The sequence below is a fragment of the Polaromonas sp. P1_E1_2 genome (assembly GCF_056406035.1).
Genome location: NZ_JBFUAZ010000362.1, coordinates 1 through 4,347 on the forward strand (window position 1 = coordinate 1; position 4,347 = coordinate 4,347).

The following is a 4,347-nucleotide window of genomic DNA, read 5'->3' on the forward strand; positions in this document are numbered from 1 at the left end:
CGCGAACGCATCCGCCAKATCGAAGCCAAGGCACTGCGCAAGCTCAAGCACCCTTCGCGTTCGGACAAGCTGCGCAGCTTTATCGACACGCTGTAAACAGCTTTTTCTTCAAAGCTTCTTGAAAGCCCGGCCCCGCAAGGCGCCGGGCTTTTTCATGTCAACACCAAAATCAATGCATATTGACCGCCGATTCGCGCTCATTGCCTGCTGATCTGTTCAGGGGTTTGACTTTCCGTTGTTTGGTTGTATTATGCAACCCTATAAGTTGCTCAGAGCAACCTATAAATCAACCTATAACAATAAAAAAGGAAAATTCATGACCCCACAACAACTCACCAGCACCAGCAAGTTCCTCAGCCTGGTACTGCGGCACAAGCCGTCCACCATCGGGCTTTCGCTAGATGCGGCGGGCTGGGCCAACGTCGATGAGCTGCTCGCCAGGGCTGCGTCGGCAAACCATCCCCTTTCTCGTGCCCTGCTCGAAAAAGTCGTCGAAACCAGCGACAAAAAACGTTTCGCCTTCAGCGACGACGGCTTGCGCATCCGCGCCAACCAAGGCCATTCTGTGGATGTCGAACTTGGCTTGCCGCCTTTGGCTCCGCCGGCAAGGCTTTATCACGGCACCGCATCGCGTTTCCTCGACGCCGTCCTGGCGGAAGGCTTGACCAAGCGCCAGCGCCATCATGTCCACCTGAGCGAAAGCAGCGAAACGGCTACCGCGGTGGGCCAGCGTTATGGTCAACCGGTTCTGCTTGCCGTGGACGCCCAGCGCATGGCGGCAGAAGGTTATCTGTTCTTTCGATCGGAAAACAATGTATGGCTGACCGATCATGTGCCGCCGGTTTACCTCTGCGTTGTTGAGGCCGGGAGCCCTGAGTGAAACTGACTACTGCTCCTTACGTAGAACAGCGACGGGTATGGCCAACAGAGGGTCGGCATGTGTTAGCGCACCACGACGCGGACACCATCGTCGTTTACCAGGCTTATCGACCCAGCACGGCGGCGTACGCCATTGAGCATGGGCAGTTGGGCGGTCCTGACTTCAGCTTCAACCGCATGAGCTGGATCAAGCCAAACTTCTTGTGGATGATGTATCGCTCAGGCTGGGGTAGCAAAGAGGGGCAAGAAGGGGTCTTGGGCCTGAGACTGAGGCGTACGTTCTTTGACTCGCTTCTCGCCGCCGCCGTGCCTTCCATGTTCGACAGCGAGGTCTATGCGAACCCACAGGAATGGCAAGCCGCCGTTGCGACTTCGAATGTCAGGCGCCAGTGGGATCCAGACCACGCACCATCGGGCGCGAACCTCACCCGCCGGGCCATACAGCTCGGTTTGCGCGGGGAGGCCTTACGCGCGCTGGCCACGACCGAGCTGCTGGAGGTGATCGACATGAGCAGCTTCGTCGCATCGCAGCGCCTGCAAGCCACGGATGATGATCCCAACCTGCAAGTGCCGGTCGAGACGGTGTACATCGAGCGGGCCGCATAGGCCATCCCCTTAGCTACGGGGGCTGAAGGTCCTCGGAAAATACATCACTGCACGCCTGTCTTTCAGGCGGTAGCCCATGGCAGGCCTGGGCGATCCTACGTCGAGAAAGCCTTCCTCCTTCAGAAAGTCCGCCGCCAGCGCGCGAGTCCGGAACCCGCTTTTGTCGATGGACCGCCCCAACACCACCTCATACATTTTCTGCAATTGCGGCAGCGTGAACGGTTCCGGCAAGAGGAAAGCCGGCAGCGAGGTGTATTCCACCTTGCTTCGCAGGCGCTCCAGCGCAGCTTGCAAGATGTCGCTGTGGTCAAACGCCAGCCGCTTACGGGGCGACAACTCATCTACCGGATGCCATTTGGCCGGCTTGGCTTCATCCTGAACCAGTTGCACAGAGTCGGCGGGCAATAGCGCAAAGTAAGCATGCGTCGCCGACCAGCCGCGCGGATCACGCGTTTTGCCGCCCCAACTGCCCAACTGTTCCAGATAGGGGCTCTTGACGCCGGTCTTGTCGAGCAGCTTGCGCCTGGCGCAGGCCTCCAGCGAGTCGTCCTTGTCAACATCCACAAAACCGCCAGGGAGGGCCCAGGCGTCCGGGAACGGCTCTTCCGGCCCCACGGGCCGTTTAACCAAAAGGACCTGCAAGTGTTCGTCCAGCACGGTGAAGATCACTATGTCGACCGTCGTCAGCGGTTTTTCAAAGTTCAGGTGTTTCGGTTTGGCGGCCATTTTTTTTCTCCCGTTTGACAAATCTGAATTAGGTTGTATTATGCAACTCATAAAAAGGTTGTTCAATACAACCTATCGAACAATTAACCACAAGGAGAAAGCACCATGTTAGGCATCCGGTTCATCAAGTCCCAGCCCACGGTTCACCTGATCCAGTTCAAAAGGGGGAAAGTGATCCGGGAAGGCGCAGGCCAGTCCTTTTATTACTACGCGCCCACCTCTACCGTGGTGGCGGTGCCCGTGGCCAGCGCCCACCACCCCTTCATGCTGACCCTGGTGACCTCCGACTTCCAGAACGTCACGGTGCAGGGGCAGGTCACCTACCAGGTCAAAACGCCGCAGCTGACGGCTCGCCTGATGGACTTCTCGTTGAAAGCCAACGGCCAGGGTTATGCATCGGACGACCCACTCAAGCTGGGCGACCGTGTCGGCATGCAGGTACAGGTCATCATCCAGCAAAAAGTCCAGGCACTGGCGCTCAAGGAAGCCCTGCTCTCCTCCGCCGAGATCGCCCGGCATGCCGAAGCCAGCCTGGGCGCGCAGCCCGAGATCGCGGCCTTGGGCCTGCAGGTCCTGGGGGTGTCCATCCTGGCCATCAAGCCGACCCCTGACATCGCCCGGGCTCTGGAAGCCGAATCGCGCGAGGCCAACCTCAAGGCTGCGGACGACGCCATCTACCTGCGCCGCATGGCCGCGGTCCAGAACGAGCGCTCTATCCGCGAAAACGAACTGGACACCGAAGTTGCCGTGGAAGACAAACGCAGCCAGATCGAGGACGCCAAGATGGCCGCCAAGGCATCGGTGATGCGCAAGGAAAACGCCCTGCGTACCGAGCAGATGGATTCGGACGTGGCCCTCGAAGAGAAACGCAAGCTTTACGTCAACGGCCAGGCCGCCAACTCGCGCACACTGGCCGAGGCAGAAGCGGCCCGGCTGGACGCCATCATGAAGACCTTCCAGGCGGTAGATCCCCGCACCATCCAGGCACTGGCTTCGGCTGGCATGGACCCAGCCCAGCTGATCGCCCAGGCCTTTGGCGGCATCGCCGACAAGGCCGAGAAGATCGGCCAGTTGAACATGTCGCCCGAACTGCTCAACTCGCTGCTGGCAGGCGCGAACGCCGGTACCCGGAAATAAGCAGAAACAGGAAAGGACAAAAACATGTCTGCAGCCGAGAACCGCAAGGTGGTGTTGGTCACGCGCCAGACCCGGCTCGAAGAGCTGGTGGCGCGCTATCAGACCCTGGGCCAGGCTCAGTTTTACCTGGAACACCTGGGCGCCGACTTCACCGACTACCTGCGCGAGAACGAGGCCTATGCCTCCAGCCTGCGGGTGGTCGCGGAAACCTTGCAGGCCTGGGGCCGCTACCAGATCATCGACAGGGCGCACCTGAGCAACTACATCTTCGCGGCCGACGACATCGTGGTGACGCTGGGCCAGGACGGCATGGTGGCCAACACCCTGAAGTACCTGAACGGCCAGCCGCTGGTCGGCGTCAACCCGGAGCCCAAACGCTGGGACGGCGTGCTGCTTCCGTTTGAGCCCTCACAGCTGGCATCAGTGCTGCCCGGGGTGGCGAGGGGCAGCCGCGCGACCTCGCTGGTGACCATGGCGGAGGCCAGGCTGTCCGACGGGCAGGTGCTGAGGGGCGTCAACGACCTGTTCATAGGCCCGAAAAGTCATACCTCGGCGCTCTACGACATCGAGTTCCGCGGCGTGAAGGAGGCGCAGTCGTCTTCGGGCCTGATTGTCGCAACCGGGCTGGGATCGACGGCCTGGCTTAAAAGCATCATCACTGGCTCCATCGGTATCGCGCAAGCGGTGGGCTATGGGCGGGGTGACGAATACGAACCCATGCCGCGCGACACCGACCACCTCGTCTTCGCCGTGCGGGAGCCCTTTGCCAGCCGGGCCTCCCAGACCTCCCTGCTGTACGGAGAGATCGAGGAAACGGACGTGCTGACGCTGCGCTCGCGCATGCCGGACAACGGGGTCATCTTCTCGGACGGCATGGAGGCGGACTTCCTGCGYTTYACCGCMGGCATGGAAGCCCGCATCGGCGTCTGCGAGACCAAGGGAATCCTGGTGGAATAAAACCGGCCGCTGCTGCGAGAATCGGCGGCAGTGCACCCAATC

At 60.6% G+C, this 4,347-nt stretch carries 5 protein-coding genes; 4 read left to right on the forward strand and 1 reads right to left on the reverse strand.

Annotated elements, in window-relative coordinates; translation table 11 throughout:
- The first annotated feature begins 316 nt into the window (after positions 1–316).
- Entirely contained in the window at positions 317–880 is a 564-nt protein-coding gene (locus tag AC1D1P_RS15660) for an RNA 2'-phosphotransferase (RefSeq protein WP_477671039.1), read from the forward strand.
- Positions 881–939: 59 nt separating this feature from the next.
- Complete coding sequence (locus AC1D1P_RS15665) at positions 940–1,485, forward strand: DUF4291 domain-containing protein (RefSeq protein WP_477671040.1); 546 nt, start codon at positions 940–942, stop codon at positions 1,483–1,485.
- Positions 1,486–1,494: 9 nt separating this feature from the next.
- Here the strand turns inward: AC1D1P_RS15665 and AC1D1P_RS15670 are convergent, their stop codons facing one another.
- Positions 1,495–2,211: an NUDIX hydrolase gene (locus AC1D1P_RS15670; RefSeq protein ID WP_477671041.1), complete on the reverse strand. Its 717-nt coding sequence runs from the start codon at positions 2,209–2,211 to the stop codon at positions 1,495–1,497.
- 105 nt (positions 2,212–2,316) lie between these two features.
- Here AC1D1P_RS15670 and AC1D1P_RS15675 point away from each other — a divergent pair, with 105 nt between their 5' ends.
- Positions 2,317–3,348, forward strand: a complete 1,032-nt coding sequence (locus tag AC1D1P_RS15675) for an SPFH domain-containing protein (protein WP_477671042.1) — start codon at positions 2,317–2,319, stop codon at positions 3,346–3,348.
- A 24-nt stretch (positions 3,349–3,372) separates the two neighbouring features.
- Complete coding sequence (locus AC1D1P_RS15680) at positions 3,373–4,305, forward strand: diacylglycerol kinase catalytic domain-containing protein (RefSeq protein WP_477671043.1); 933 nt, start codon at positions 3,373–3,375, stop codon at positions 4,303–4,305.
- Positions 4,306–4,347 lie beyond the last annotated feature (42 nt).